This window comes from Klebsiella sp. 2680, assembly GCF_900198535.1.
GTDB classification, from domain to species: Bacteria; Pseudomonadota; Gammaproteobacteria; order Enterobacterales; family Enterobacteriaceae; genus Klebsiella; species Klebsiella indica.
This window is the reverse complement of the sequence record NZ_FZNJ01000004.1, coordinates 307541-334228: the sequence shown is the minus strand read 5'-3', so window position 1 is coordinate 334228 and position 26688 is coordinate 307541. Positions and strand designations below refer to the sequence as shown.

The following is a 26688-nucleotide window of genomic DNA, read 5'->3' as shown; positions in this document are numbered from 1 at the left end:
GAGGGGAGAACGGCATTCTGTTTCCAGTTCAGAATAGCGTAAGACGGGGTAAAAAGACGGTTTGCTGGGATTGTTACTGGCTGAATGTTTATGTAACCCGGCCTGGCATAGCACAAGCCGGGAAATAAGAAAGGCGTCTGGTTGACAGAATACCGGGAACGTCGCCTGGTCCCTCTCTCCGCGGGAGAGAGGGACTTAACTGTGCGTCAGAAAACGCGCCAGTCGATGTTGCAGGATGCGGTTTTCGCGGCTAAGGCGCGCGTTCTCGTCCATTAGCGTCAGGGCCACGGCGATACCCGGCCAGTCCAGCTCCAGCTCTTTGCGTAAGCGCAAGGCACGGTGAACGATAGCGATCGCGCTATCATCAAACAGCCAGTTTTCCCGCTGCGGCTGGCGGGGCTCAATCATACCAAGACCGACGATTTCGTTAAGATCCTCTTCGGAAACGCCGGTATGGAGACAAAATTCGGTAATGGTGAACGTCACTGTTATCTTAGCCATCAGGCTTTCCCCCATGTCTTACGTGGCTCGAAGCTGGCGTGTTCATCCGCCAGTTGTTGCCAGAGCGCGCGGCTCTTTTCATTCGGTTTTGGCGGCATCACGATTTTAATGACCGCATACAGATCGCCGGTGGTGGTTTTGCTTGCCAGTCCTTTACCCTTCACTCGCAGGCGCTGCCCGGCCTGGCTGCCAGGCGGAATGGTCAGCAGGATGCTCTCTTTCAGCGTCGGAATGGTGACTTTGGCCCCCAGCGCGGCTTCCCATGGGGCCAGCGGCAGGACGATTTCAAGGTTATGGCCGACGATATCAAACAGCGGATGCGGGGCGATGTGAATCACCAGCCACAGGTCGCCGTTCGGGCCGCCATTCTGCCCGGGAGTGCCCTGGCCTTTCAGGCGGATGCGCTGACCATCAACGACCCCGGCAGGTATTTTGACGTTCAGCGTTTTCGGCGTTTCGCTTTCTACCATGCCAAAGACGTTATAAACCGGCAGGTTATAGCTGATAGTGCGCGTCTGTTCGGTTAGCGTCTCTTCAAGGAAGACCGCAACTTCAATCTCTAAATCATGTCCCCGCGCGCTGTGCTGGCGGCGGCTGCGGTGTTCCTGTTGACCGAACATGGAGGAGAAGATGTCGTCGAAATCCTGCTGGCTGTAGCTCTGCTCGTGGGCATGCTGCTGCTGACGACCAAATTGCGGATCGTTACGATGCTGCCAGAGCTGGTCGTATTCAGCGCGCCGCTGATCGTCTTTGAGGACTTCCCAGGCTTCGGCGAGATCTTTGAATTTGGTTTCGGCATCGGTTTCTTTGCTGACATCGGGGTGATATTTACGTGCCAGACGGCGATAGGCGGTCTTGATGGTTTTCAGATCGTCCGTTGGCTTAACCCCTAAAATGGCATAATAATCCTTTAATTCCATGATGTTATCTCATTTATGCGCAAGGTTACGGTTACAGATCCCTGGATCAGGTGTCTGTAATAAGCGTAGGGCAAATGAGGACGGATGTGGGGGAAAAGTGGGGGAAACTTGACGCCGTCGGGATTGACGGCGACAGAGTACTGACAACGCTATTTGACAGATGCGCTGCGGTTTTTGCGCATGCTCTCCAGCAACACCAGCGCTGCACCGACGGCCCCACCTTGCAGCGGCAGGCTGTCGGGGGCGTGGGGAAACAGATGGACGATGGTGACATCGGTCATCATCATTGAACCGGCAATCCAGCCGATCAACGTTCCTCCCAGCATCACCAGAGAGGGAAAGCGGTTGAGACTTGCCAGCACCAGTTTACTGCCCGCGACGATAATGGGAATGCTGATTAATACGCCCAATGCGACCAGCACCAGATGGCCTTTTCCGGCAGCCGCAACCGCCAGTACGTTATCCAGCGACATAATAACATCGGCGACGGTGATGGTAAGCACCGTGCGCCACAGGTTACTGGAACTGTTGATTTCGCTCTCTTCTTCCTGCCTGGTGGCCAGCTTGATACCGATCCATAACAACATCAGCGCGCCGACCACTTTTAGCCACGGCAATGAGAGCAAATAGATTGCGATGGCCAGCAGCAGTACGCGGGCCACTATGGCGCCGACGGTGCCGAGAAGAATGGCTTTGGTTCGTTGGTGCGCGGGAAGTTTACGACAGGCCATTGCGATCACGACGGCGTTATCGCCGCCCAATAACAGATCAATAGCGATAATTTGCAGCAAAATAATGGTTACGTCCCACTGACTGAAAAACGCGTTCATACTCAACTCATGCAGCTAAAAAAGAGACCCTACAGGGAAAAACAGGGGACGAAGCGTACTCCCGTTTACCTCTGTTGACTACCAGACCAAGAGAGAACGTCTTCAGTTATTGAAAAATATCGTTACGAATCATTGTGCCGTCCGGCAATGATCCGCGGGCAAAGGATGATATTTTGTTGGCAGAGGCCCACCTGCCGTTCACCTATCGCAAGGATTTCCTACATGCCCGGCTATAAGCATTTACTGACACTCACCTTGATTGGCGCCACGCTGTTTCCCGCGCTGGCAAACGCCGCTGATGCTCCTGCCCCGACCTTTACGCCCGAGCAGGAAGCCCGTATTGGCAAAATCGCGGCGGACTATTTAGTCGCGCATCCGGAGGTGCTGCTGCAGGCCAGCCAGAAGCTGCAACAAATTCAGGAAGAGCAGCAGGCCAGTGCAGCCACTCAGGCCGTACTAAAGAACGCCGCTGAGCTGACCCAGGATAAAAATACACCGACCTATGGCCCTGAAGACGGCAAAGTGACGGTAATCGAATTTTTTGATTATCAATGTGTTTACTGTAGCCGCCTGGCGCCGGTAATGGCGCAGGTGATTAAAGAGAATCCACACGTCCGTTTTGCCTTTAAAGAGTGGCCTATTTTTGGCAGCCGCTGGGCCACTTCGCTGGACGCAGCGAAAATGGGGCTGCAGATTTATCAGCAGAAGGGGGCTGAAGCCTATCTGACGTTCCATAACGGGATTTACGCGACCGGGCATAATGAAGGCAAGCTGACGGCTGCCGATATTCAGCAGCAGGCTAAGAAAGTGAATTTCGATGCGAAGAAAGCCACGGATGTCGAGCCCGCGCTGGAGGAGATTAACCATCTGGCGCAGGATATCGGCTTAAGCGGTACGCCTGGGGTTATCGTGATGCCGACCACCGATGCGACGGAAGCGACGATTACCGTTTTCCCGGGCCTGGCGGATAAAGCCTCGCTGGATGCGGCGATTAAGAAAGCGGGCGGTTGATAACGCCCTCGCAGGTTATACCGCCTGGCGTCAATACGCCTTTTCCGCTGACTGGCTAATTTTCAGATCGATAATTCTGCCAATCTGATCATGATAAACCGTCAGTAAATTATATTGGCTCATCTCCGAGATGATTTGTGGTGCAACATCAAAGCTTTCGGCAAGCTCGTCGTGGCGCAGCGATGACAGACGACCATGTCGCCATGCGTTAATGCGCCGACGGTTATACTGGTACCACAGAATAAGCAGCCAGGCGTTGATTGCCGCAATCAGCAGATATACCAGCACGGTATTAAAAGAGGCAACGATGATTTCCCAGCGATGACTGCTGTGTGCTGTTATCTGCATGAGCACATTCGCATACAGGAAGAACAGGAAACCGGCCCAGGCGAGAAGGGTTAACGCGCCATCGAAAAGCCGGGGTAATAAGCGGTCTTCAGTTAAGATTAGCGTTTTTTCGTTCATCAGGTTCTTCCTTTTCCTCGATCCGGGCTGACCCAGCGAGCCCGGGAACGTTTATGTTTCAGCATGACTTTGGGGAAGGCGACCAGCGTGGTGAACAGACCAATCATCCAGTACACCATCGGGAACCAGATAACCCAAAACAGCGAGCTGGCGACCTTTTTTTCATAGCGCCGCTCAATATAGAGGCTGGCGATAAACTGCAGCAGACACATTACGCCCAGCAACAGGCCGGTAAATTCCGGCGGAAACAGGCTGCGCACGGTGAGATTGGCCGGGAGAGGGATAATATGGCTGGCGATAAACAGAACAATCGTGATCCCATAGGCGAACGCCCACAGCGTCGAGAACGCGTACTCCAGCAGCAGCGGCCACATACGGTGGTGCTCCCAGTGAAATAGCCGACGAAGATTGACCAGAAAGACCTCGGCACCTCCTTGCGCCCAGCGCAGACGTTGCTTCCATAGCCCCTTTAGCGTCTCCGGCATCAGTATCCAACACAGCGCCCTGGGCTCAAAAAAGATCGCCCAGTGCCCGAGTTGTAGCTTCCAGCTGATATCAATATCTTCGGTTATCATGTCCGGGCTCCAGTAGCCCACATCCGCCAGCGCCTGACGGCGAAATGCGGCGATAACCCCGGAGACCGTAAAGACCCGACCGTAGATGCGCTGAGTGCGTTTAATCAGCCCGATAATGGATGAAAACTCGCCGACCTGAATACGGCCAATTAGCGTTGATCGCGTGCGGATTCGCGGGTTGCCGGTTACCGCGCCCACATGTGGATACTGAATAAGCGGCGCGACCAGATAAGCCGCCGTATCGCGATCGAGCAGGGCATCGCCGTCGATGCAAACCAGCAGATCGCCGCGCGCGGCGGCAGCGCCCGCTTTAAGGGCAACCGCTTTACCCTGATTTTCGGCCAGATGAATAATCCGCAACTGAGCGGATTCTTTTGCCATCTGGTTAAGAACCTGAGCGGTATTGTCTGAAGAGCCGTCGTTGATAGCGATAACTTCAATATTTGAATAACGCTGGGCCAGCGCCGCGCTGATGGTCTCTCTGGCGTTTTTTTCCTCATTGAAGCAGGGGATTAAAATAGAGATCAATGGGTTGCCATCAAGTACCGGCGGCGGCGTCTCTTTTCCCCATGGCCAGTGTCGTTCCAGTTGGAACCAAAAATAGAGCCCGCCGGTTATCCACAGGATCGACATAAACAGCGGCCAGAAGAAAACGAAATCCAGAATCAGTTCGCCGGTAAAGATGGCGGCCATGCTTAACGGCAGCCCGAATACCAGGCATAAAAGAGAGAATGCGATAATTCGATCAGTCATTTGCAGGATACCAGTACGATGAGAATTCAGGCCTGATGCGCGAAATATCAGGTTGGTTGTTAATGAAGTCATCCGGGTAGTAGCCGTAATTTTTTACGCCGTTAAGCTGAAGCTGGCGCATCCATTCTCCTAACTGCTTATCGGATATGCCGTTTTGTTGCTGGCGGTTCCAGTCTCTGGCCTGTAGCTCAAAAATTGTTTTATCCAGCGCCGCAGGCCGACTTGCTACGGCGTGAACCAGTCTGCTCAACCAGGCGTCGCTCTCGCTTGACGGGACTGACTCCATCAACGGCATGGCCATGGGAACCGTCCAGTCGTAGGTCGCGAGGAAATCATCAAGATTTTGCGCAAACCAGGTTTCGCTCTCCGGTTCGAGGATTGGCATGGCAAAAATATTGCGCGCTGTTTTAACCTGCGGGCCGCGTACGCTTTTAACCGCTGAACTTAGCGTTTGGGTAAATTGAATTAACGCCTGACTTTTAAAACGGCTCCAGGCATGAAGCTGGCTTGCATTGTTGCGAATGGTGTCGATATCCCCCGTGAAACCCGCTTCATGCCATGCGGTCATGGCAGCCGGGCCGGCATCTTCGAAGTCCGTGATGACGGCGTCATCATGAAATAATATGCCGTCGAAGCTGGCGTAACGGGCAAGATCCTCGTAGATATCAACGATCTGTTTGCGTACCCGCGCATCCCAGGGCGATAGCCGGATATAGGGGCTGACGGATTTCTGTGAACGGCCGGTTTGCGGTTCCTGGCGCTGTACCCGGGGAAGGGACGGGTCTAAATCGAAAGAGAGAACCGGCATCCAGGCATAGACTTTTACCCCGGCGCGGCTTCGAAGCTGCCAGGCGACAAAGTTAAACAGATCGGCCCTCATCGGTAACCAGCGGTTCGGAAAGTAGAGCGATTTTATGTTGCCGTCACCCAGGGGATCGGAAAACGCCTGCAAAAAAACATAATTTATTTTCATATCGAAAATACGCTGAATCAGCCGGTCGATATTTTTTGTTTGCTGAACAGGGTTCTTGTCATACACATAATCGAGATCGACATGGACAACCCGCACCGGGCTTGATTCCTGAATCTGCGTAACGGAGTTAGAAAAGGCTTTGATCGAGGGATTTCCCGAAATAAGCAAACGTGGAATATCCTCCAGATCCCGAACGTCAGCCAGCCCATCATTAAGGGTAAAGGCCAACTGATAACCCTGGCTTTTGGCGATAGCGAGCGTGGTGCCGCTGGCTGCGCCATAGGGCCAGACCCAGGCTCGCGGCGTTTTACCGGTGACCTGTTTTATTTTTTCGGTTATTTTGCTCACGTCCTGGCTAACGCGCCGGGAAAACTGCCGATCGCTTTCGTAGCGGCCAGAGTCCTTGTCATACCGGCGATTAGCGATAGCGGGTTCATGGCTGCCCTGTGGATTAGCCAGAATTCCGTAATGGGATGCCCAGGTATGAACGCCTATTTCAACCAGCGGAGAACGGCTGAGCTCTTGCACCATGTCCCAGGTAGCAAAGCGTTCTCGTGGCGTCATCAGGCCGCCAAAATCAACCTGCTGCTGGAGCGGCGTATCCACCCAACTGCCTACCGGCGCCCAGAGTGCGGGTACGTTCCATGCTTTGAGTAGCGGCCAGACGCGCGTGTAAAAACTGCTATAGCCGTCATCGAAGCTGAGTAAAAAAGCTTTTTCTGGCAGAGTGTTAAGGCCATTGTGGGCATCCAGAATATCCTGGACGCTGACCGCATGATAGCCGTTATGCAGTAGCCAGCTTATTTGGTCGTTAAGCGCGCTAGTGCGCACTGCCAGATAGCGCTGGTCGGCGGGGCCATCTTCAACATCATGGTAAGCCAGAACCAGAAACTTATTCTTAGGCCACGGCTTGTTCATCTCCAGCTGCGGTCTCTCTTTTGGCGCGAGGAACGTGATGCTTTGCGCATACGGACCGGAGATAACCCATAGCCAGCCGATAACTATCAGGCTGATGTGGATACTTTTGCTCAGCATGTTTATCCTTAAAACCGTAAATTCGTATCAAAGGAAACGGAGAGATTACTTTCACGTTTACCGTCGTAGGGGCGTTTATCCCAGTTCAACATCACGCCGGCATCGATGACGCTGTTTAAACGAATGCGTTGTCCATAGCCGAGCAAAGCAATCGCGCCTGGAGCGTGGTTTTTCTGCCAGTAGCTGCCGCCGCCAACGGCCATTTGTTGGCTCCAGACGGTCTCGTAGCGCTGATATATCACATGGTTAGCCGTCAGCGCGGCGGCGGCGGAAAGATCCCGTTTCGGGTTGTAGTACATGGTGTCAGAGCGGCTGTTGGCGCTGAAGGAGAGCCCGGGCTCAAGATCGAGCGTCAGCGTTGGGGTTTGCCACAATTGCTCTTTACCAGAGAGGAGATATTCCTGACGGCGGTTGTTATCTGAAAAGTCGCTTGCGGCGGCGCTCAGACGATATTCGCGCTGCTCATTCTGATACCAGCGCACCCATACTTCGCCACGGTTTGAATGCACTCCATTGCGTAATGCGCGTAGCGGAGTTGTGCCGGAAAGCCGTTCGATTTCACCGCCTGTCTGCCAGTTGTCGTTCAGGCGATGCCAGGCTGAGAGACGTAAGCCCGGTTTATTGGTGCCGTGAAAATGGTTATTCGACACTTCCAGTTCGCCCCGGTAGTCACGCCGGCGCCATTCGATACCGCCGAACAGGTTGCGGCTGCTGCCTTTACCCTCGGTAAAATTGCTTTGCGCAAAGCGAGTACCTGCGAATAACCGCCAGTTGTCGGCCAGCGGCGGGCCATAAATAGCGGTATCCCAGTTGAGATCGCGGCTGCCGCTCACCGGGCTATTGGCGTGTATCCCCTTCGTCGCGTTGATCCGCAGTTCTGACATATGGTGTACCTGGCGCACTCTGGCCAGACGTTGCGAACTGAGGTCTCCTGGGGTACGGGCCATAACATCGTCGGTTAACAAATCCATTTGCCGCCACTGCTGAAGATCCATCGCAACGTATGCTTGCTGGCGTTCAAGATCGATATTCGACGGTTCCAGCGCTTCAGCCGTTTTGAGTTCTTGCTCGGCGGCCCCTGGCAATCCACGCGCTTGCAGCAGCATGGCGTAATCGATCCGCAACTTCTGATTTCCCGGAGCCGTTGCCGCCAGACGCTGCGCCAATGTCTGCGCTTGCGGTAACGCATTGGTCGCCAACAAATACTGAAAATTGAGCGACTGCGCCTCCAGCCAGCGATCGTTTGGTTCGGGCACCGTGGAGCCGAGGGCATAGATGTGATAGGGCGAGCTTTTGCTCAATCGTTCGACATATTGATGAGCGGCTTTATAACGGCCGCTATCCAGCAGAGCGAAGAAAATTTCATGCCCCTCGTCCTGCGGCAACGCCAGCGTTTCAGGGTGCTGCCGGGCGACAGATAGCGCGACATCGACTTTTTTTTCCGCGAGGTAAGAGGAGATAACCCAACCGATTGCCCAGTCGGGAATGCGGACTTGTTCCGCTGTCAGGGATTCATATTCCGCGATCGCTTGCGTGTAGTCGCTGTGGGCGTAGAGCGCGCCAAGTCGATCAATACGCGCTCGGGTGAGATCGGCGGCGGCCTGTGGATCGTTACGCCAGCGGCTAAAAATACGGTCATAGTTTTCAAGCGCCTGGCGGGCGAGGGAAAATCGTTCCTTTTCCCCGCGAGAACGGGTATCGGCAAGGCGCACCCGTTCTGCCGCCGCGTTAATTTCCAGAGCCCGACGGGCGGCGGGCGAGAGGTCACTTTGTTTTGATAATGCCAAAGCGGGGCTATCAATTCTGTTGAGAGTGAGGGAGTTAATCAGGTTATTCAGCGCCTCTTTGTTCTCCGGCGCGGTATTGAGCGCGCGGGTATCGCTAAGTAGCCGATCCCAGCTTTTTCCCTGGCGCAGGTAAACATAAGAGAGCGTTTGCAGGTGTGCGACGGTGGGCTGTGCGGCAACCAGCTGGCGAGCCTCATCCAGCGCTTGCGTATCCTTGCGTGCGTCGGCCAGCGTCTTTATTCGGCCAATGCGGTAGTCGTCAGTACCGGGAGCGAGGCTAATGGCCCGGTCCCACAGATCCAGAGAGAGAGGCCAGTGATGCAGGTTGCGATACGCTTGCGCTGCCGCGGCGATACCACGAGCGGGCAGGGGCATATAAACCTGATATCGTTGCCAGACACGAATGACCTCGTCATCACGCCCGGCCCACAGGGCGACCTGCAGCCAGTCTGCGACTTGCTGCGGGTTTAACGCGTGCAGTCGTTGATATTGTCGAAGAGAATCCAGAAAAGGGGCATAGTTGCCGTTGCGCGCTTGCTGAATCTGCAGGTCGTATACCGATTGAGTGGCATGGACCACACCAGGTAATAGCAATAATAGACTCATTGCCAGCGATAATTGATTGCTGTGATGAAAGAATTGCTTATTGAAAACAGGAAATCGCTCCATAACTATTTTCCATATCTCTATCAAGAATCCATTCGCAGTACATTAAGCTTTTAACCCGAAGATTAAGTATGAGTGTGAGATTTTTCAACTTGCCTATTGCGTTGCGTTTGATGCTTTATTCCAAAGTAATAAAGTCAAGGTGGCTGAAGATTAATGTACACCTGATATCTTTGCTGAAAAATAATCAAGAATATGTTTTAAGATAAATCTGGTGTTTAGCAGTTGTTAGCAGGAATAAGTTTTATCTGATGTCCTTAACCCACTGAAATAAAAAAGATAAAATTGGCTGAAATTTTTTTTCAGTGTTTTCTATAGGTCATTACTGTAGTTAAGTGAGGCGTTTTCTCTCAATGTTTAAGAGAATTTTTGACAAAAATTCTTAATGGCTAAAAAGCTTCTTTTTTGTGAGTGATTTTTTATTTATAATTGTTATTGATTCGGTAATTGAAAATTCTGAAGTCTGGCAAGGCTTGACGCGTTATCGACGAGAAATAGATAAATTATGATAACAGGGGACTGTTTATCGTTATAGTCAATGCTCCATAAGGCGGAGATACCCTTCACCTGGAGGAATTTTGTTGCTTTAATGTTAAAGGATGGTTTGTGGCAACGAAGATGTTGTTGATTACTCAGGACTACTATCTTTTTCAAGGTGTTAAGGTCTTTTATCCTGATATCATCCAGTTATATTCGATTAACACAACGCTATTTTTCGGCGATGCTGACGAGTATTCTGCTCTTATCGATAGCCGCGCGCCGCTACATTTTTATGAACATCTTATACTGGATGCCGCTTTGACCAGAAAACGCATTAGCTGCATCGTCCTTGATATGCGTCACCGGGAAGAAAATCTACTCAGCCTGAGTTTTTTATTGAACATGTCATCGATGTCTACTGATACCGATATAGCGGCCCTTTTTACGCTCTTTCTTAAGTTAAGAAGTAAACGCCTGACCAAAGAGGGGCTACAGAGTCTGCGCCTGAATGTGCAGGAGAAAATTATTTTGCAGCGACTCAATGCAGGAATGACCATGGGTGAAATTGCGGCTGAACTCAATACTTCGGTGAAAAGTCTTTATCGAAAACGGATTGAGCTTTATGAACGTCTGGGACTGACTAATTTTAACGAAGCTTGTTTGTTTATCTTTAAAAATAAACTGTTGGAATCCCCTTGTGAGAATGTTAAATGGAGGGATTAATACCATTGAGTTAGATCTGCAAGATGAAAATGTGTGGAATTTTATTAATTTAATCCGATATTGATAGGCACAATCATTGTTACGGGAAACGCTACTAATAATGCGTTATATATAATAAAGAAGCGGTTTGTTCTTTGTTGCTATGTCCTGAATAACTTGAGTCGCAGAATGAAACGGTTAACCGTTTTGAGGCCGATGACAAATCTGGCTTAGATATGGTGTTCGTATTTCTACGGGGTCGCGGCTAACGCCTGGCCCGGCCTGCAATATGAACAATATTACCGCGTTATAGATTTTGCGTAGCCCCGTCGCGCAATTTCAGAATACACACTCTGTCAGCAATCGGTCAGTACCATCCGGAGCCGCCTTTTATCGGGAAGTCCGTGAAATCAGGAACAGAAATACCGGAACCCCGAGCATCGCCGTCAGGATGCCGACGGGTAATTCACGGGGCGCAAACAGCGTTCGGGCAAGCGTATCCGCCAGAACGGTAAAAGTCGCGCCGCACAGCATGGATGCCGGCAGCAGCGATCGATGGCGATGACCAATGAATATGCGGGCGATATGAGGCACGGTCAGCCCAATAAAACCTATTGCTCCGCAACATGCCACAATGACCGCAGTCAATAAGGTCAACAAACAATACAGGGCGAGCCTGATTGCGCCAACGTCCACACCAAGCGACGCTGCCGTCACATTGCCGAATGTGAGCACATCCAGCTCTATTGCCCGCCACCAGCAGAGCAGAAATATCGGCAACAGCACCAGTGCGCAAAGCAGTACCTGAAGCCAGGATGCCTGTGCAAAGCTTCCCAGCAGCCAGAACATCACCCCTCGCGTGGTGTCTGCATCCGTTTTCCAGAGCGTGGTTAATGATGTGGCGGCGGAGAGAAGCTGTGTCACGGCGACGCCGGTCAGGATAAAACGGCTGGACTGGCCGGATAGCGATTTCCGCGCCATGAAAAGCACCAGTGCGAAAGCCAGCATCGCGCCGCAGAACGCCCCGGCAGGTACAGCGGCCCAGCCCGCACTGAGACCAAGCGCAATGACCAGTACCGCGCCAAACCCTGCGCCGGATGAGATCCCCAACACCCAGGGGTCGGCAAGAGGATTACGTGTCAACGACTGGAGCACCGTTCCGGCCAGCGCTAATGCGGCGCCCGCCAGCGCAGCAAGCAGGGTGCGCGGCATACGCAGAGACCATACGATCCGCTGATGAAGCGTTCCCGCTGTATCGCTATGCCAGTAGCCTGCCAGTATGGCATTTGCTACGTCCTTTATGGAAAAGGTCACCGGGCCATACATAATGGCAATGCAAAACGTCAGCATCAGGGCCGGAAACAGCATGGAGAGGCGAAAAACAGGCGAACGCAGCATGATTATTTCCAGCCAGCGATCACATAATCATCCAGGAATTGCCAGAGAGTACCCGTTTCGCTAAAACCCGCCTGGCGCAGAGCAGCGAGCTGGAATTCGACCGTGGTGGGCAGCGGTGTCGGGCGGTCTTTAAAGATAGCGGTGCGCGCGTCCATCAAATCAGCCAGCTCATGATGACGGGTGGCCGATGCAAACCAGCTATCCCAGTCCTGCACGCCCGCTGTCCAGGCTTTTTTCTGCGTGTCTTCGTCATGAAGCCGGGCAATCCGTTTCTGGCATGGATTGCGATTATCAAATCGCTGATGATCGGCATTCATAAATAAGCCACGTTCATCCAGCAGGTTAAAGATGTTGCGATAAAGCGCGACCTGCTGTTCCGGCAGCAGCCAGTGGATGGCCGTGCTGGAAACAACGGCCTGCGGTTTGTCGGTAATAGCGGCAAAGCAATCCGCTGTTGCAATATCGCCGCTGAAGAACTGAATACGGTCACTGTATTCAGATAAGGCTTCTTTGGCCAGTGTAAGCAGAAGCGGGTCGAGGTCAATAGCCGTTACTCTTATCGCCGGGAAGCGATTCAGAAGACGCATGCTGAATGAGCCTGGACCACAGGCCAGATCCACCACATGGAATTCTTCGCCATATAGCATTGCCAGAACATCCAGCGCGGCGTTATAGCGTTCTTCACGGTGAGCGATGTAGGCGCTTTGTTGTTCGTCCCAGTTTTTCAGTAATTCGCGGGCTGGAAAGGTCATGTTGTTCCTTAGCGTGTATTTGTGTGACTAGTCGGTGAAGGGCCAGAACTGAACGCGCAGATGCGTCCATGTCATAGCCAGGTAAAATGATGTAACGTTTTGCTTTAACCGCCTTCATGCCTGCGGTGAAGGGATTACGTTCAAGAAAATCGATTTTGCTCCGGGCGCTGTCGCCATCTCCCCCCCTTTGCAGATCGCCCAGGATCAGGTAGTCAGGGTCCCGTTCGGCAATGACCTCCCAGCTCATGGCAGGCCACAGTTCAGCACTGTTATCAAAGATGTTTTTACTGCCGATGGTTTTGGTTAACAGCTCAGAAGCGCCATAACCGCCCGCCACATAAGGTGTTGCCGTACCGGAATACCACCACATGAGCGTTCTGCGTGGCAGTTTTATGCGGCTGTCAGCAGCGACCTGTTGCTTCAGTTCATTGATAAGCGCCTCTGCGCGCGGCTCCACGCCATATATGCGCGCAATATTACGCAACTCGTCGTAGATGCTGTCGAAGGTTACAGGCGCAGGAGGGCCACTTTGCAGGCCATTGCACATCCCTTCAATGAGCCAACTTCCAATTCCCCATTCAGCCATCCTTTCACGACCGGCGGTCTCCGGGCTGTTAAACCAGTAGTAGCTGCCGGAATAGATAAAATCTGGCCGTGAACTCAGCAAAGCCTCTCCCGACCAGGGCGAACTGTCGAGACGTGCTTTTAGCGGTTTGTACCAGGGGGAGGGCGCGGTATCTTCATCTGGCCGATAACCGACAGCACCGATCACGGAATCTCCCAGACGTAATGCGAGCATGTTTTCCATTGCGGTCGGCATATAGACGATTGCCCGCTGTGGTACATGCTCAAACGTCCAGGAGCTTCCGCAATTCTGTAACGTAACGGGATGCGCAAAGCTGGCGAAGGTTGCCAGCAATGCGAGGGAGGCCAGACGTTTCATCAGAAGCGCATGTTGACATAGGCTTCGTAAGTTCGACCTGGCGCAATTATTTCCTGCCCTGTATAAGTACGCTGCCAGGTGTAGAAGCGATCCGTCAGGTTACGCACGCGGGTGCCTACGGTAACGTCCTTAATCACTTCATAATCGGCGTTCAGGTCGACAGTCGTGTAATCGCCCATTTTGTTTTTGTTGGCATCATCGTTATAGCTACTGCCAACATAGTGGAGCTGCGCGCCCAGCCCCAGTTTGCTAATCGGCATATAACGGCCAGAAAGGTTAGCCGTCCACTCCGGGATATAGCGCGGCTGATTGCCGGAAAGGTCCTGCGTACCTTGTTTGAAATTGTCAAAGCGCGCATGGGTATAAGCCACATTTCCCGCCAGCACGACGTTATCCAGCGGTTTAATCAATCCGCTGAACTCAATGCCGCGCGAAGTCTGCTTGCCAACCGCATTCCATACACCGGCCTGGACAGCCGATTGCTGATAAAGATTTTTTTTCTGGAGATCGTAAACGGCCAGCTTCATTTCGCCGTGGTCGAATGTCCCTTTTACACCGGCTTCATATTGCTGAACTTCTGTAAGTGGCAGGGACGTTTGTTCAGGGCTGATAAAGAAGATATCGCTGCCGGGCTCTTTACCTGTGGAATAGTTGGCATACACCGTCCAGTTTTCGTTAATGGCCCAGCTCGGCCCAATACCAACGCTCATAAAGCTATAGCTATGATTGATGGTTTTATTGTCCTGCTGGTAATTCCAGTGCATATCCAGGTTGGTATAGCGCAACTGGCTTAACAGGGCGACAGCATCAGTGATATTCAGATTGTCTTCCAGCAGCAAGGCATACTGGTTCTGAGTGATGTGACGAACAGGTGAGCGCATCTTGCCACCCGCACCAGTGCGAAAGTCATTGGAGGTGGGGTTGGTCAGCAGAACATCTTCGCCCCCCGGGAAGCCGTTAGAATAGTACTGGAATTCGCGTTTTGAAAAATCGACACCCGCAGTCACGCGGTTGGCGAATGATGCAATCGGGTGATCCCAGGTGACCATAGTACGGTTGCCAGTCAGCTTGTCATCATGAGCAAGATCGCCATAAGAATCACGGGTCACATAGCCCGCTTTGTTTGACGGGTAATAGCGTTCAACGTTCTGCCATTCGCGGAAACCTTTGTAATAGTAGAACTGGTTATCAAAGGTTACATCAGGCGTTGCATACCAGGACTGGGTTGACTGGAATGAGGTTGCCTGGCTGCGGATATGCGCATCCTGAATGTTGTTGTAGTTTACATGGCGCAAGTCGCGATCAACGTTGCCGTTGATGACAGGCGTCCCGAAATAGGGATTGCGCATATCCGTTAAGCTACGATCGATGTCAAAAGTGACCTGTGTGTTATCGGTCGGCGTCAGCAGGAGCTGTGCGCTGATGCGCTTCGGGCGACTGCGATCTTTATCAACCTGAGTGCCGGTATTTGATGCGCTGACATCCACGCGGCCAGCAGCGATACCCTCAATAAGCGTACCGCCCGCGCCGATGTGGGCGCGATGGCTGTTATAGCTTGACCAGCTATAGTCAGCTTCTACTGGCTGTCGACCAAAGGTTGCTTTACGTGATATCAGGTTGACGCTGCCACCGGCAGAACTCAGACCGTTTAAAACGGAGCCTGTGCCATACAGGATGTCCACGTTTTCATAATGAACCGGGTCGGCGATTTGAATGGTGCTACCGGGTACGGCCACGCCGTTTAGCAGCCAGGAAACGCCGGAGAAGCCGCGCAGTGAAACGCTGTTTGAGAGCGTAGGTGAGCTGGTGCCGGACATGCCCGGGGCGGTCTCAACGACTTCGGTGAGCGTGCGTTTGCCCTTAGCCGTAATGGTTCTGGCGCTGATGGTTTCAGTATGGCGTGGCGTTTGCTTATCGGTCAGACCGAGACGTGAGGCTGAACCGGATGAAAGACGTGCCGAGTCGGATTCGGCGGAATAGTCGGATACGTCACTGCCGGTGACGACGATGGTTTCATCTGCTGCACAGGCCAGAGGCGAAGTATTTACTGCTACTGCGAGAGCTATCAAAGAAGGCTTAAGTTTCATACACCAATATTAAATTATAAATTGCAATGTTATAACGTAACATAATTTATCAGTAAAAAAACTGGACAAATGTGATCGTGTGAGAAGAGGAATGGTGACATTGTTTATGCAGCCAGTATGAGCCGCGGTGGTAGCGGTGTCGGCGGAGTATACTCCAGCAAGCTGACTGAAACTCTCTGTTTTCAGTACCGCCAGATGGGCTGAGCTTCTCGTCCTACAGGGCGCGCGATCCGCACTCCCGGATGACGATGTGGTGCAGGTTTGCCCGGTTTTATTATCGATACGATGGCGCAACATCATATAGACGATGTCATTGATCTGCTTAAACAAGGGGGAGTTTGTGCTCAGGAAAGGGAATTAAGAAACAGTTCAAGAATGGAATTTGGTCTTGACCCCTTACGCGTCGCGAGGGCGATTTTGGTCGAAAAACTCAGTCTGTCGGGTTCAATGGCGCGCATTATTCCCTTTTCTACCCAGTGTGCTGCATAGTGATCCGGCAGAAAGCCCACAAAGCGACCCGTCAGGATCAAAAACGCGACGCCTTCGCGATCGGAAGCCGTCGCCGAGCATGACAACAACTGGTGAATGCCAATGCTTTCTGCCGTCATCCGGTAGCTCGGTACTACCGCGTCAAGACGGCTGAGTTGCGCAGTGTCGGATACCTTTCCACAGTGGAACAGAGGGTGTTTATCGCTACAGTAAAGGTTTGATTTTTCATCATAAAGATGCTTGTAATCCAGGGCGGATATCGGCGACGTTAACGGCAGTGCCCCCACATGCAATCGCCCGTCCATCAGGCCGCGTTCGATATCCGCCGCCGTGCACATGCTCAGGTTGATGCGCACGTCCGGCCCCTTCGCGCGTAGCATATCCAGCGCATTGGTTATGCGCATCATCGGCTGGGTCACCAGATTGTTGATGATGCCGATGTTAAACTCGCCACGCAGGTGCCGGTGCATCTGGTTCACCTGCTGACGGAACGCCTCAATAGCGGCCATCATGGTGTCGCTGATACGCAGTATCTCGCGCCCTTCGTCAGTAAGGGAAAAGCCTGCCCGGCCGCGCTGACATAGCCGCATACCCAGCCGTTTTTCTAAATCGCTCATGTGCATACTGATGGCTGAACGGGTAATACCCAGCAGGCTTTCGGCGCCGGAAAAACTCCCGCATTCCACCACCGTTTTAAAAATCCGCAGCAGCTTCAGATCGAAATCGGTCACCTGTCCGAGCGATTTTGTTTTCATAGGTAAAAAAAACCTTAACTAAATGTCTCGTAATTTGGATTTAACTTATCTTTTGCTTGATTGCAAACTCTTCTAACACTTTGCAGGAAGAGATCCGTTATGTCCGAAGCCATCAACATCGCATCGCTGAATCTGAAATCACACTGGATGCCGTTTAGCGCCAACCGTAACTTTCACCGTGATCCACGTTTTATCGTGGCCGCGAAGGGACGCTGGCTGCAAGACGCTAACGGGCGCCAGATTTATGACAGTCTGTCGGGGCTCTGGACCTGCGGCGCTGGTCATACTCGCAGTGAAATCCAGCAAGCTGTGGCCAAACAGCTGGGTACGCTCGACTATTCCCCGGGCTTCCAGTATGGCCACCCGCTGTCGTTTCAACTGGCGGATAAAATCGCCAGCCTGATGCCAGGCAACCTGAACCACGTTTTTTTTACCGGCTCTGGCTCCGAATCCGCCGATACTGCCATCAAAATGGCTCGAGCCTACTGGCGCGCTAAAGGGCAACCCGCCAGGACAAAACTGATCGGCCGCGCCAGGGGCTATCACGGCGTTAACATGGCGGGGACCAGTCTTGGTGGCATCGGCGGCAATCGCAAGGTGTTCGGCCCTCTGCTGGACGTCGATCACCTGCCGCATACGCTGCAATCGGGTATGGCATTCACCAAAGGGATGGCGGCCACCGGCGGCCCGGCGCTGGCGGATGAGCTTCTGAAGCTGATTGAACTGCACGATGCCAGCAACATCGCCGCCGTGATCGTTGAGCCGCTGTCAGGTTCCGCCGGCGCGATTATTCCGCCGCAGGGCTACCTGCAACGACTGCGGGAAATTTGCACCCGGCACGATATTTTGCTGATTTTCGACGAAGTCATTACCGGGTTCGGGCGTATGGGACGTTGGAGCGGGGCGGAGTATTTTGGCGTTACGCCAGATATCCTCAACTTCGCCAAGCAGATAACCAATGGTGCCATTCCGCTGGGCGGCGTGGTGGCCAGCAGCGAAATCTATGATGCTTTCATGTCACAGCCGTTGCCGGAACACGCGGTGGAGTTCGGCCACGGCTACACCTACTCCGCTCATCCGGTGGCGTGCGCGGCGGGCCTTGCCACTCTTGACCTGCTGGAAAAAGAGCAACTGATCGCCCGCTCCGCCGAACTGGCGCAGCATTTTGAAACCGCTCTGCACGCACTACGTAACTGCCCGAATGTGGTTGATATTCGCAACTGTGGTCTGGTGGGCGCCATTCAGCTTGCCAGTCGCGATGGCGACGCGACTGTTCGCCCCTTTGATGCGGGCATGGCGCTGTGGAAAGCAGGCTTCTACGTCCGTTTTGGCGGTGACACTTTGCAATTTGGGCCAATGTTCAACAGCGAACCCGCTGAACTGGATCGTCTATTTGACGCGGTGGGCGACGCCTTGCATCAGATTAGTTAAGAGTGTGCCTGATGGAGACCGTTACTTATTTGATTAACGGTGGAATGCGTCAGGCTGCCGCTGGCAGTGTCCCCTCCATTGACGAGGCGATTCGTCAGATTGAGAGATGTTATTGCTGCAGCCAAAGCGGCTCTGCCAGCCTGACGTAATCTGCCGCCGGCCAGACGCGCACCGATTTTTATCGTTTCAAGCCGTTGCGGACAGCCAATGAAAAGAAAACCGTCGCGCTTATCAGCGACGAGCATGGCAAGATGCGTGAAGATACGGCTGGCGAACTGAAACGCGGTATTGAGTACGTCCACTGGACGGTGGGCCCACAGGTCCAGTACCAACACTCAGCAAAATCAGTATCACATGCGTTCTGTAACAGCTGCGGATAATTTTGCCCAGGCGCTCTGTTCTGGGTCTCGAACGTGTTCCTGTTGTTTCTTTGATGTTTTCACTTCATCCGAATAATCCCACGAACGGCAGAATCACCGAGGCGTCGGTGCTGGTGTGGCGGTACAGCAGCCAGGTGCGGTTTTTCACCGGCTGGCCGTCGATGGCGATGGGGACCCGGAACAGACGTTCATCGAAGGCCAGATAGCTGGAAACGATGGCATAGCCCAGTCCGCGTGTCACCATCGCCAGGCACACTTCCAGCTTGTCCACTGTCATCGCCACGTTGGGCAGCCGGGTGTAGTTGGCGTTCCACCAGCGCTCGATCAGTTGGGATATGTGCGGGCCGTGGTTGATGCGGATTTGCGGCAGGTGCGGCAGCCGCGTCAGATCCAGTGGCTGATGGCTGACGAGGTAATAGTCGTCTTCTTCGACCAATTGCTTGCCTTCGCGCCAGCCGAAATGGTCTTTCACTAACGCCAGATGGATGGTCTCGCGCTGGAGCTGCTGGAACATCTCTTCGCTGTAACCGCTAATCAGGTGGATGTTGATGTCCGGGTAGCGCTGGTTGAACTGCGCCAGCTTGTCCGGCAGGCGGTAGGCAGCATAGTTGCTGGATACGCCGATCCGCAATTCCCCCTGCTGCGGTTTGTCCAGATTGAGTAACGTCTGCTTGAGCTGCTGGTAGTCGTTGAGCATGCTCTCCGCCCGTTGTGCCAGATAGCGGCCCTGGGCGCTGAACGTCAGCCCACGCGCACCGTCTGCAAACAGCCGAATGCCGAGCTTGCGTTCGATCTGCCGCAGTCGGTAGCTGAGTGCCGGCTGAGAGGTGTATAGCTGCTCCGCCGCCCGGGTGATGTTCTTGTGCTGCCACACGGTGTGCACAATCAGCCAGTCTTTTTCGTTCATCGCGCTTAACCTCATGTTTTCCTTTAACTATAAAATAATTTTTTGTCTCAGTTGACAATCAATAAAAAAGCTTAACTTTTCATCATAGTGGAAAAGTTTTATATCTAACTAACATATTAATTTAAAAAAGATTACCTGCATTGATTTGAGGAGACGGGCATGGCGTCCTGCACTATAACTGAGCACAAGGATAAAATTATTTTTGCCGTTGAGGCGTTACGCGAACCGATGGGGCAGTTGGCGCGCCGCATCCATGCCCAGCCGGAACTGAGCTTTGGCGAGCAGCGTTCAGCGGCGGCGCTGATGGCGCCGTTGCGTGAGGCTGACTTTGATATCACCGCCGGTGTAGCAGGGCTGCCGACGGCCTTCCGCGCCACCTGGAACAGCGGCAAACCTGGCCCGCGCATCGCCCTGTTGGCGGAATACGATGCTCTGCCGGAGCTGGGACATGCCTGCGGACATAACCTGATCGGCACCGCATCGGTTGCCGCCGCGCTGGCGCTAAAAAGTGCTTATCCGGAGATGCCGGGGCGGCTGGAGGTGATCGGCACCCCGGCGGAAGAAGAGGGTGGCGGCAAGATAACCATGGTTGACCACGGCGTGTTCGACGACGTGGACGCAGCGATGATGTTCCATCCGCGTGAGAAAAATATGGTCACGCGCGGGGCGTTGGCCTGTGTGGATGCGGTGTTCAAATTTTACGGCAAGGCGTCCCACGCAGCGTCGGCGCCGGAAAAAGGCATCAGCGCGCTGGATGCGGTAATTCATACTTTTGTCGGCGTTAACGCGCTACGCCAGTTTTTCACCGATGACATTCGGGTGCATGGCATCATCACCAACGGCGGCAGTGCCACCAATATTGTGCCGGCCTACGCCGAAGCCAAATTCCTGATGCGCGCCGCCACGGTGAAAGGACTGCAAACCGTGCGCCAGAAGGTGTTTGCCGCCGCGCAGGCCGCCGCCGACATGAGCGGCGCCCGGCTGGAGATCGAAGAAGGGCTGACCTACGCCGAGCGCAACACCAACCAAACGCTGGCGGCGGGCTTCCGCCGTAATCTGGAACAACTGGGACTGGACGTGAATGAGCCGCCGCAGAAAGGCGGGGTAGGGTCGTCGGATATCGGTAACGTCAGCCAGGTGACCGCCACCATCCATCCTTATTTACGCATCGGCGACGTTACGCCTCACACGCCGGAATTCGCCGTCGCCGCCGCTGCGCCAGCGGGCATTGACGCCATGCTAAATGCGGCTAAGGCGCTGGCATTGACCGCTTACGATCTGTGCATCGATCAAGACTTTTTCCAGGCAATGCGTAGTGAATTTACTCAATGGCAAACCAACACCGGGAAATAACTCAATGAATATAATCAAAACTGTTTTGGCGGCGTCTGTCGTGCTGGTCTGTACCCAATCTCTCGCCGCGGCGGATACGCTGCGCGTCGCCGCCGATCTGGGCTATCCGCCGTTCCAGTACCGCGACAACCACGGTGTGCCGTCGGGTTTTGAAATCGACATCACCAACGCGGTGTGCGCCGCCATTCAGGCGAAATGTGAGTACGTCGCTGGCAGTTTCGATTCGGAAATCCCGGCACTGTTGGCGAAAAAGGTGGACTTTATCTCTCCCCAGGGTGCCACTGAGAAGCGGCGCAAGGCGATTGATTTCACCGACTTTGTTTACCACATTCCCACCCAACTGGTTGCGCGCAAAGGCAGCGGCCTGCTGCCGGATGTAGATAAATTGAGGGGGAAACGTATCGCTGTGCAGCAGGGCACCATTCAGGAAATGTACGCTAATCAGTATTGGGCGTCGCACGGCGTGGATGTGGTGGCTTACGCCGATCAAGATTCTATTTATCAGGATCTAACCGCCGGACGTCTGGACGGTGCGCTCAGCCCGGCGGTGGCGGTGACCTTCGGTTTTCTCAGCAAGCCGGAAGGCAAAGATTTTGAACTGGTGGGGGGCGAAGTGCGGGACAATAAATTGTTCAGCATCGGTTCGGCGTATGGCCTTCGTAAAGGCGATGAGGCGTTGAAACAGCGGCTGAATCAAGGGTTGGCGAAAATTATGGCCGACGGCACCTGGGAAAAACTCAAGCAGCACTATTTCGGTAACATTGAAATGAAAGTTCAGCGAGGCGCGCAATGACTCCCGACGTTCCGCAGCTCAAGGCGTTGATGACTGCACTGCTGGACGAGTTCCAGCGGTTGCACCGCCTTTCCGGCACACTGGATGCGGAGCGAAGTGTTGATGTGTTAATCGGCTTGTTGGAGCGTCATGGCCTGACGGCAAAGCGCGAGCGCTGCCGGTTGTGGCTAAGCGATCCGCTGGCCGGCGCGTTGTCGTTACCCACGCATCCGAATTGGCGCTGCGCGGCCAAAACCCGCTCTTTCTCCGCTCACTGCCCGCAGGGGGTGGAGGCCGAGTTGTACTTCGATGTTCGTTCCCAGGAATACGTGCCGGACGACGAACTGCCGGCGTGGGAAGCCGCGGTGAAAGGCCGCATTGTAGTGGCTTTTCAGGGCTTCGAAGATTACGTGCAGCGGCTGATGCAGGCAGGAGCCGCTGGGCTGATTCATATCTGGGACTCGGACGAAGATGCGCTGCACGAAGAGACGGTCGGCCCGGTGTGGGGTTCACCGGTGCCGGATGATGCGGTGCTTTACCCGACGCTGCCGGTGATCAGTATCAATAAACGTAGCGGGGCCGAACTGCAGTCGCTGTTGGTGCAGGGGCCGCTGACGGCGCGCATCGCCACGAGGCTGAATCTGCACGTGGCGGAGTGCAGCCTGCCGGTGGTAGAAATTGGCGGCGAGCATGACGAGTTCGTGCTGTTATCGTCCCACTACGATTCCTGGCACGAAGGCGTGACCGACAACGCCACCGGCAACGCGCTATGTCTGGCAATGGCGGCACATTTTGCCGCGCATCGTCAGGTGCTGAAACGCGGCCTGCGTATCGCCTGGTGGCCGGGGCACTCCAACGCCCGCTATGGCGGTTCCACATGGTACGCCGATCGGTATCGCTTTGAGCTGCAACAACGCTGCGTGGCGCATATCAACGTCGATTCTCCCGGCTGCCGGGACGCCACGCAGGTGGTGGTCAACGCCAGCGGCGCGGAGAGCGTTGCGTTTCTCAACCGGGCGGTACGTGACGTCACTGGCGGCCCGGCCCGGCGCATCACTCCGCTCGGCAAAGGAGGCGATCAATCCTTCTGGGGCTGCGGTATCCCGCTGCATTTCGCCTTCCGCGAGGAGCCGGAAACCCGCACCACTCAGTCCCCCGGTAGCGGCGGTGGCTGGTGGTGGCATACCGAGTGCGACACCCGCGACAAGGTGGACGATGATATCCAGTGGCGCGACTGCGAGATTCATTTCCGCTGGCTGGAAGAATTGCTGACTGCGCCTGAGTTGCCGTTTGACGCGCCGCATTATCTGGCGCAATTGCAGCAAGAGCTGGTACAACTGCAACAAGAACTGGATCCGCACTTTGATCTGTCGCGCCTTACTGGGGAGCTGACGGCGTTGCAGGATGAGTACGCGCGTGCTGCGCCGAGCCGGAAGGCCATACGCCAACTATTGGGGCTACTGCACAGGGTACGCTACGTCTCTACCGATGATTTTCATCAGGACAAAAGCTACCACGGCGGTGCGTTTCCTGGGCTGCGATTGCTGCGTCATCATCGGGAGTCCAGTTGCCGGTCGTATACCTGGCTGATGCTGGAAACCCAGTACCGTCGCCAGCACGACCGTATCCTCAGTCTGTTGCGGGAGGGTGGGGCGCTGGTGCGTAATGGCGCGGCATAAAGTCACCATAAAAGAGTCATCGTGTGCCAGTAAGCGATACGGTAGGGTAAGTGCCAGTAGATTTTAATGGACAGTAGTAGACAACCGGAAGGGGATAACTTGTTGACTTTATAAAGTAAAATGGACGTCAGTAGACGTCCGTTTCTAAATACATGGTTCGTTTTACCGGGATGCTTACACTTGCATCGGGGAGGTGTCGATATAGCTATTTAGTAGGATAGGCACGTCTGCACCTACCAGTAAGAGAGTAAAATATAATGAAGGAGAGGCGGTAGACTACCTTATAATAAGTCCTGCTTATTTCACTTCTTTGTCACGATTAAAATCACTTACAGAGTAAACTGCTGCACTCGCCGCAATTCTTCGATCATAAATTCCGCCGCTGGCGAGACCGGGTAAGCGGCATGGGTAACGACATAATGTTGCACCGTCCAGACTGGTGAATGCGGAATACGCACCAGCGGGAAATGCGCCTGCATCAGCTCGGCATAATGATTGGGTAAAATGCCCACCACATCACCTGAGGCAACCAGCATTGCCACGGCTTCAATGCCTACTGCTTCTGGGCCTCTGCCAAAGTGAAACAGGGCGAGCGCCTGCTCCACAAAAGGCTGCTGTGCCCGCCATACCAGCGGAAGTTGGCGGAAACGCACTTCGTTGCCTGCCAGGGTGTAAATACTGTGGCTCTCTTCGTAAAGCTCGACATAGCGCAACGATGGGCTTTTCTGGTACTCCATAACGCCTTTCACCGCCATATCCAGTCTGCGATCCAGCAGCGCCTGAATCAGTTGCGTTCCTGCCATAACACTCAGGGTAAGGCGGACATTAGGCGCCAACTGCTGCATGGCGCGCAGCGCCTGCGGCAGGTGTGACTGCGGATGGCTAATCACATTATCGGTAATCCCCATCACCAGCGAGCCAGAGATTACTCCGCGACTGGCGTCCAGCGCCGGGAAAATGCGATCCAGCGCATTGAGCGCCTCTCTGGCGTAGAGTAGCGCTGACTGCCCGGCATTGGTGAGTTCAAACCCCTTCGGCCCGCGCGTACACAGGGGGGTTCCAAGCGTCTCCTCAATCGCTTTGATCTGTCGACTAATGGTGGACTTGGTCATATTGAGCATCTTTTCGGCAGCAGAAAACCCTCCTGACTGGGCTACTGCACAGAATATTCTCAGGGCACGCAAATCCTTTTCATTTAAGGTTCGTGTTTTCATTGTTGTTATTTCCGTAACCGTGATTGCAAAGATGATCGGTTTTTTCCTCTGCGGAGGGCCAATAGACTGCTATCAGTACCACACATTACCAACATCGGGAAACTACCATGTCTTTGCCACTGACCGTTGCGCCGAAAACTAATCATAAATCTTTGTTGTTCTCGGAACTTGCGCTCGATCTTGATAACCTCAGCGCCCATTTTGCCGTACTTGGCATGCCTTACGGCGCAGCCTATACCCCGCAAGATTACAACAATGACCAGGCGCGGGCGCCGACGGCGATCCGCCAGGCTTCCGATCGGGTGATCCGCGGTCCTGAACGTTTTGATTTTGATATTGATGGCCCTCTGCTCCAGGGGCGCGACGACATTCGCTTCGTCGACTGCGGCGATGTGCCTGCCGATCTGACTGAGCCGCGCGGCCATTTTGTCAGGGCTGAACAGGCGGTGCGTAAGATTCTGGCGGCAGGCGCGATTCCCATCGTGCTCGGCGGCGATCATGGCATTACCAATCCAATTCTGCGGGCGTTTGATGAGCAGGGGCCGATCACCATCGTTCATCTTGATGCGCACCTGGACTGGCGTGATGACGTCAACGGCGTGAAAGACGGTCTGTCCAGCCCGATGCGTCGCGCTTCAGAGCTTCCCTTTGTGAAAGACATTATCCAGATTGGTATGCGTGCTTCAGGCAGTGCCCGTCAGGAAGAGGCCGATTATGCGCGCGCCTGGGGCGCACGCATTATTACCGCCTATGAATTGCACGATCGCGGAATGGATGCCGTGCTAGAGCAAATTCCTGCGGGCGGCCGCTACTACCTGACTATCGATGCCGATGGTTTCGATCCGTCAGTGATGCCCGCCGTAGCTGGGCCAGCACCGGGCGGAGTGACATTTGTTCAGGCCCGGAAACTGATCCATGGGTTAGTGAAAAAAGGACGGGTTGTCGGCATGGATATCGTTGAGATCCAGCCGGAGAAAGATGTTCACCAGATCTCCTGTATGACTGCGGGCCGCCTGGTACTGAATTTCATCGGTGCGGCCATTCGCGCCGGTTACTGTGACAGCAATGGCTAACTTTTCGGAGGATGTATGACATTTCGTTTGCTACTGTTAGGTACGTCTCTCACCCTGGCGCTGATTTCCGGTGTTGCTCAGGCTGCCGATCCCATTCGCGTGGCGATCGATCCCACATTTCCTCCTATGGAATATATGAATAACAATCAGCGCACCGGTTTTGATATCGACCTGGCCGAGGCGCTGGCGAAAAAAATTGGCCGCCCGCTGGTTTATACCGATATGGATTTCAAAGCGATGATCCCGTCGGTACTGTCGGGGCGCCAGGACATCGTTTTGTCCGCCATTTATATCACCGATGACCGCAAAAAAGTGGTGGACTTCACCGATCCCTACTTCACTGCCGGGCTAGTGGTGATGGTGAAAAAAGGGGATAAGCGGATTAAATCGCCGAAAGATATAGCCGGCAAGCGGGTAGCGGTACAGGTTGGCACAAAATCGGTGAATCTGCTCACTGAGCAGTACCCTACCGTGCAACGGGTTGAGGTCGAGAAGAATGAAGAGATGTTTAACTCGCTTGAAGCGGGACGTGCCGATGCCGTGGTCTCTGGCAAGCCAGCGGCACTGCTCTACAGCAAAACGCGCGGCACGACTGAAGTGCTATCCGAACCGCTGACGCAGGAAGATTACGGTATTGCGGTCAGTAAAAAGGAGCCTGAGTTGCGACAGCAACTGAATGCGGCCCTGAAGGCGATTCGCGCAGACGGCACTTATGATGCGTTGATAAAAAAATGGTTCGGCGCTGGCGTTAAATGAT

23 protein-coding genes are annotated in these 26688 nt (G+C 53.9%); 8 read left to right on the top strand and 15 right to left on the bottom strand.

Annotation, left to right across the window (positions count from 1 at the left end; all coding sequences use genetic code 11):
* Window positions 1–195: 195 nt before the first annotated feature.
* The 3 genes from cbpM to FN037_RS18740 all read right to left on the bottom strand — a co-directional run bounded on the left by cbpM (window position 196) and on the right by FN037_RS18740 (window position 2251).
* Window positions 196–501: a chaperone modulator CbpM gene (gene cbpM, locus FN037_RS18750; protein WP_138358408.1), complete on the bottom strand. Its 306-nt coding sequence runs from the start codon at window positions 499–501 to the stop codon at window positions 196–198.
* Window positions 501–1421 carry a curved DNA-binding protein gene (gene cbpA, locus FN037_RS18745; protein WP_138358410.1) on the bottom strand — a complete coding sequence of 307 codons (921 nt, stop codon included), beginning with the start codon at window positions 1419–1421 and terminating at the stop codon, window positions 501–503. Before cbpA ends, cbpM begins: the two co-directional genes overlap by 1 nt.
* Before the next feature lie 149 nt (window positions 1422–1570).
* Window positions 1571–2251, bottom strand: coding sequence for a TerC family protein (locus tag FN037_RS18740; RefSeq protein WP_142502941.1), 681 nt, complete (start codon window positions 2249–2251; stop codon window positions 1571–1573).
* A gap of 222 nt (window positions 2252–2473) precedes the next feature.
* Here FN037_RS18740 and FN037_RS18735 point away from each other — a divergent pair, with 222 nt between their 5' ends.
* The gene (locus tag FN037_RS18735; RefSeq protein WP_142502940.1) at window positions 2474–3262 is read left to right on the top strand and encodes a DsbA family protein; all 789 of its coding nucleotides are present in this window, start codon (window positions 2474–2476) and stop codon (window positions 3260–3262) included.
* A gap of 30 nt (window positions 3263–3292) precedes the next feature.
* Here FN037_RS18735 and pgaD read toward each other — a convergent pair whose 3' ends face one another.
* From pgaD to pgaA, 4 genes are read right to left on the bottom strand one after another with little or no spacing between them, the layout of a single operon-like run.
* Entirely contained in the window at window positions 3293–3727 is a 435-nt protein-coding gene (gene pgaD, locus FN037_RS18730) for a poly-beta-1,6-N-acetyl-D-glucosamine biosynthesis protein PgaD (RefSeq protein ID WP_138358416.1), read from the bottom strand.
* Entirely contained in the window at window positions 3727–5055 is a 1329-nt protein-coding gene (gene pgaC / locus FN037_RS18725; RefSeq protein WP_138358418.1) for a poly-beta-1,6-N-acetyl-D-glucosamine synthase, read from the bottom strand. Before pgaC ends, pgaD begins: the two co-directional genes overlap by 1 nt.
* A complete protein-coding gene (gene pgaB / locus FN037_RS18720; RefSeq protein ID WP_142502939.1) occupies window positions 5048–7063 on the bottom strand; it encodes a poly-beta-1,6-N-acetyl-D-glucosamine N-deacetylase PgaB in 2016 nt (671 codons plus the stop codon). The genes pgaC and pgaB overlap by 8 nt, the downstream gene beginning before the upstream one ends.
* Window positions 7064–7071: 8 nt before the next feature.
* On the bottom strand, window positions 7072–9519 hold the full coding sequence (pgaA, locus tag FN037_RS18715) for a poly-beta-1,6 N-acetyl-D-glucosamine export porin PgaA (RefSeq protein ID WP_142502938.1): 2448 nt from the start codon (window positions 9517–9519) through the stop codon (window positions 7072–7074).
* A 615-nt stretch (window positions 9520–10134) separates the two neighbouring features.
* Between pgaA and FN037_RS18710 the strand changes: the two genes are divergently transcribed.
* Window positions 10135–10719, top strand: coding sequence for a LuxR C-terminal-related transcriptional regulator (locus tag FN037_RS18710; RefSeq protein WP_138358651.1), 585 nt, complete (start codon window positions 10135–10137; stop codon window positions 10717–10719).
* A 369-nt stretch (window positions 10720–11088) separates the two neighbouring features.
* On the opposite strand, the gene FN037_RS18705 is transcribed toward FN037_RS18710, so the two are convergent.
* The 5 genes from FN037_RS18705 to FN037_RS18680 form a co-directional block, all read right to left on the bottom strand.
* A complete protein-coding gene (locus FN037_RS18705; protein ID WP_185929288.1) occupies window positions 11089–12066 on the bottom strand; it encodes an iron ABC transporter permease in 978 nt (325 codons plus the stop codon).
* A gap of 32 nt (window positions 12067–12098) precedes the next feature.
* On the bottom strand, window positions 12099–12848 hold the full coding sequence (locus FN037_RS18700; protein ID WP_142502936.1) for a class I SAM-dependent methyltransferase: 750 nt from the start codon (window positions 12846–12848) through the stop codon (window positions 12099–12101).
* Window positions 12778–13791, bottom strand: a complete 1014-nt coding sequence (locus FN037_RS18695; RefSeq protein ID WP_142502935.1) for an ABC transporter substrate-binding protein — start codon at window positions 13789–13791, stop codon at window positions 12778–12780. The genes FN037_RS18700 and FN037_RS18695 overlap by 71 nt, the downstream gene beginning before the upstream one ends.
* Window positions 13791–15860: a TonB-dependent siderophore receptor gene (locus tag FN037_RS18690; RefSeq protein ID WP_260607924.1), complete on the bottom strand. Its 2070-nt coding sequence runs from the start codon at window positions 15858–15860 to the stop codon at window positions 13791–13793. Before FN037_RS18690 ends, FN037_RS18695 begins: the two co-directional genes overlap by 1 nt.
* Window positions 15861–16222: 362 nt before the next feature.
* Window positions 16223–17122 carry a LysR family transcriptional regulator gene (locus tag FN037_RS18680; RefSeq protein WP_142502933.1) on the bottom strand — a complete coding sequence of 300 codons (900 nt, stop codon included), beginning with the start codon at window positions 17120–17122 and terminating at the stop codon, window positions 16223–16225.
* A 99-nt stretch (window positions 17123–17221) separates the two neighbouring features.
* Here FN037_RS18680 and FN037_RS18675 point away from each other — a divergent pair, with 99 nt between their 5' ends.
* The gene (locus tag FN037_RS18675) at window positions 17222–18553 is read left to right on the top strand and encodes an aspartate aminotransferase family protein (protein ID WP_142502932.1); all 1332 of its coding nucleotides are present in this window, start codon (window positions 17222–17224) and stop codon (window positions 18551–18553) included.
* On the opposite strand, the gene FN037_RS18670 is transcribed toward FN037_RS18675, so the two are convergent.
* On the bottom strand, window positions 18550–18855 hold the full coding sequence (locus tag FN037_RS18670) for a hypothetical protein (protein ID WP_185929285.1): 306 nt from the start codon (window positions 18853–18855) through the stop codon (window positions 18550–18552). The two genes, FN037_RS18675 and FN037_RS18670, sit on opposite strands and share 4 nt — an antisense overlap.
* 142 nt (window positions 18856–18997) lie before the next feature.
* Window positions 18998–19840 carry a LysR family transcriptional regulator gene (locus FN037_RS18665; protein WP_142502930.1) on the bottom strand — a complete coding sequence of 281 codons (843 nt, stop codon included), beginning with the start codon at window positions 19838–19840 and terminating at the stop codon, window positions 18998–19000.
* Between the two features lie 159 nt (window positions 19841–19999).
* Between FN037_RS18665 and FN037_RS18660 the strand changes: the two genes are divergently transcribed.
* The 3 genes from FN037_RS18660 to FN037_RS18650 are packed head-to-tail and all read left to right on the top strand — an operon-like array spanning window position 20000 to window position 23644.
* Window positions 20000–21193: a M20 family metallopeptidase gene (locus tag FN037_RS18660; protein ID WP_142502929.1), complete on the top strand. Its 1194-nt coding sequence runs from the start codon at window positions 20000–20002 to the stop codon at window positions 21191–21193.
* Between the two features lie 4 nt (window positions 21194–21197).
* Window positions 21198–21986 carry a transporter substrate-binding domain-containing protein gene (locus FN037_RS18655; RefSeq protein ID WP_138358440.1) on the top strand — a complete coding sequence of 263 codons (789 nt, stop codon included), beginning with the start codon at window positions 21198–21200 and terminating at the stop codon, window positions 21984–21986.
* Window positions 21983–23644: a M28 family metallopeptidase gene (locus tag FN037_RS18650; protein ID WP_142502928.1), complete on the top strand. Its 1662-nt coding sequence runs from the start codon at window positions 21983–21985 to the stop codon at window positions 23642–23644. Before FN037_RS18655 ends, FN037_RS18650 begins: the two co-directional genes overlap by 4 nt.
* Window positions 23645–23973: 329 nt before the next feature.
* Here FN037_RS18650 and FN037_RS18645 read toward each other — a convergent pair whose 3' ends face one another.
* A complete protein-coding gene (locus tag FN037_RS18645; protein WP_142502927.1) occupies window positions 23974–24858 on the bottom strand; it encodes a LysR family transcriptional regulator in 885 nt (294 codons plus the stop codon).
* Between the two features lie 107 nt (window positions 24859–24965).
* Between FN037_RS18645 and FN037_RS18640 the strand changes: the two genes are divergently transcribed.
* Window positions 24966–25931, top strand: coding sequence for an agmatinase (locus tag FN037_RS18640; RefSeq protein ID WP_142502926.1), 966 nt, complete (start codon window positions 24966–24968; stop codon window positions 25929–25931).
* A 15-nt stretch (window positions 25932–25946) separates the two neighbouring features.
* Window positions 25947–26687: a transporter substrate-binding domain-containing protein gene (locus FN037_RS18635; protein ID WP_142502925.1), complete on the top strand. Its 741-nt coding sequence runs from the start codon at window positions 25947–25949 to the stop codon at window positions 26685–26687.
* Window position 26688 lies beyond the last annotated feature (1 nt).

What these genes read in the sequence shown, in the direction of transcription:
- pgaB (WP_142502939.1), bottom strand. Translation starts at nt 7,063, where the DNA reads ATGCTGAGCAAAAGTATCCACATCAGCCTGATAGTTATCGGCTGGCTA.
- cbpM (WP_138358408.1), bottom strand. Translation starts at nt 501, where the DNA reads ATGGCTAAGATAACAGTGACGTTCACCATTACCGAATTTTGTCTCCAT.
- FN037_RS18650 (WP_142502928.1), top strand. Translation starts at nt 21,983, where the DNA reads ATGACTCCCGACGTTCCGCAGCTCAAGGCGTTGATGACTGCACTGCTG.
- FN037_RS18700 (WP_142502936.1), bottom strand. Translation starts at nt 12,848, where the DNA reads ATGACCTTTCCAGCCCGCGAATTACTGAAAAACTGGGACGAACAACAA.
- FN037_RS18740 (WP_142502941.1), bottom strand. Translation starts at nt 2,251, where the DNA reads ATGAACGCGTTTTTCAGTCAGTGGGACGTAACCATTATTTTGCTGCAA.
- pgaC (WP_138358418.1), bottom strand. Translation starts at nt 5,055, where the DNA reads ATGACTGATCGAATTATCGCATTCTCTCTTTTATGCCTGGTATTCGGG.
- FN037_RS18680 (WP_142502933.1), bottom strand. Translation starts at nt 17,122, where the DNA reads ATGAAAACAAAATCGCTCGGACAGGTGACCGATTTCGATCTGAAGCTG.
- FN037_RS18660 (WP_142502929.1), top strand. Translation starts at nt 20,000, where the DNA reads ATGGCGTCCTGCACTATAACTGAGCACAAGGATAAAATTATTTTTGCC.
- FN037_RS18735 (WP_142502940.1), top strand. Translation starts at nt 2,474, where the DNA reads ATGCCCGGCTATAAGCATTTACTGACACTCACCTTGATTGGCGCCACG.
- pgaD (WP_138358416.1), bottom strand. Translation starts at nt 3,727, where the DNA reads ATGAACGAAAAAACGCTAATCTTAACTGAAGACCGCTTATTACCCCGG.
- FN037_RS18665 (WP_142502930.1), bottom strand. Translation starts at nt 19,840, where the DNA reads ATGAACGAAAAAGACTGGCTGATTGTGCACACCGTGTGGCAGCACAAG.
- FN037_RS18640 (WP_142502926.1), top strand. Translation starts at nt 24,966, where the DNA reads ATGTCTTTGCCACTGACCGTTGCGCCGAAAACTAATCATAAATCTTTG.
- FN037_RS18695 (WP_142502935.1), bottom strand. Translation starts at nt 13,791, where the DNA reads ATGAAACGTCTGGCCTCCCTCGCATTGCTGGCAACCTTCGCCAGCTTT.
- FN037_RS18710 (WP_138358651.1), top strand. Translation starts at nt 10,135, where the DNA reads ATGTTGTTGATTACTCAGGACTACTATCTTTTTCAAGGTGTTAAGGTC.
- FN037_RS18645 (WP_142502927.1), bottom strand. Translation starts at nt 24,858, where the DNA reads ATGAAAACACGAACCTTAAATGAAAAGGATTTGCGTGCCCTGAGAATA.
- cbpA (WP_138358410.1), bottom strand. Translation starts at nt 1,421, where the DNA reads ATGGAATTAAAGGATTATTATGCCATTTTAGGGGTTAAGCCAACGGAC.
- FN037_RS18705 (WP_185929288.1), bottom strand. Translation starts at nt 12,066, where the DNA reads ATGCTGTTTCCGGCCCTGATGCTGACGTTTTGCATTGCCATTATGTAT.
- FN037_RS18635 (WP_142502925.1), top strand. Translation starts at nt 25,947, where the DNA reads ATGACATTTCGTTTGCTACTGTTAGGTACGTCTCTCACCCTGGCGCTG.
- FN037_RS18655 (WP_138358440.1), top strand. Translation starts at nt 21,198, where the DNA reads ATGAATATAATCAAAACTGTTTTGGCGGCGTCTGTCGTGCTGGTCTGT.
- FN037_RS18675 (WP_142502932.1), top strand. Translation starts at nt 17,222, where the DNA reads ATGTCCGAAGCCATCAACATCGCATCGCTGAATCTGAAATCACACTGG.
- pgaA (WP_142502938.1), bottom strand. Translation starts at nt 9,519, where the DNA reads ATGGAGCGATTTCCTGTTTTCAATAAGCAATTCTTTCATCACAGCAAT.